1 protein-coding gene is annotated in these 933 nt (G+C 37.4%); it reads left to right on the plus strand.

The genetic code is table 11. The features are described 5' to 3' along the window. On the plus strand, nucleotides 1-933 hold a 933-nt coding region (locus F3G98_RS10655), incomplete at both ends, for a hypothetical protein (RefSeq protein ID WP_223231356.1).

The following is a 933-nucleotide window of genomic DNA, read 5'->3' on the forward strand; positions in this document are numbered from 1 at the left end:
AACCAACCATCACATTTGTTGAAGATGTAAATCCAAAAGATAGCAAGCTAAATAAAGCTGAAAATAGCAAAGATGGCGATAGCACTAGCACAAAAGCTCAAATTTCTGTCCCAGGTGATGCTGAAGAAAATGATGTGATCCACTACACTGTAAATGGTGAGGAAAAAACACATACTATTACTTACAATGACAGAGTAACTGGATATGTAGAGATCAAAGTACCAGTAGTTGATGGCAAAGCTTCAAGCGTAACAGCTAAGATCGTTGATCAAGCTGGCAATGCTAGTAAAGAAGTATCTGGTAGTATAGATGTGGATCTAACAATAGGCAATCCAAAAGTTAGATTTGTAGAAGATACAAACAATGACGGTGTTTTAAGCGTTGCTGAAGTGGCTGCTATAAAAGACGGCAAAGCTCACTGGGTTATCGACATCCCAACAGATGGTAGCGTAAAAGCTGGCGACGTGATCCAGTCAATCGACGGCAAAGGTAATTGGGTTAAATTTGTTGAGATCACTGATGAGATGATCAAAGATGGTAGATTTGAAGCTACATTTAACGTAGGTATCAACAAACTAAAAGATGGAAAATATGAGACTCCAGAGTATAGATTTGCTGATGATGCTGGCAATGTTAGCGACTCATCAAAAGCTAGCCTTTCACTTGACAGCGAATTTAGCAGAAAACCAAGCAACCCAGAAATTAAATTCCCAGAAGATACAAACAAAGATGGCAAAATTTCTGATGATGAAAACAAAGCTAATGACAAAGATGCTAGTAAAACAACAGTAGAAGTTACTATACCAAAAGATGGTTCAGTAAAACCAGGTGATAAAGTAGTTGTTACTGATGACAATGGTAAAAAGACTGAAAAACCAATCAACCAAGATGATATCGATAAAGGTAAGATTGATATCCCAGTTGATCTAAACC

Source organism: Campylobacter concisus (genome assembly GCF_902460895.1).
Classification (GTDB): Bacteria; Campylobacterota; Campylobacteria; order Campylobacterales; family Campylobacteraceae; genus Campylobacter_A; species Campylobacter_A concisus_BC.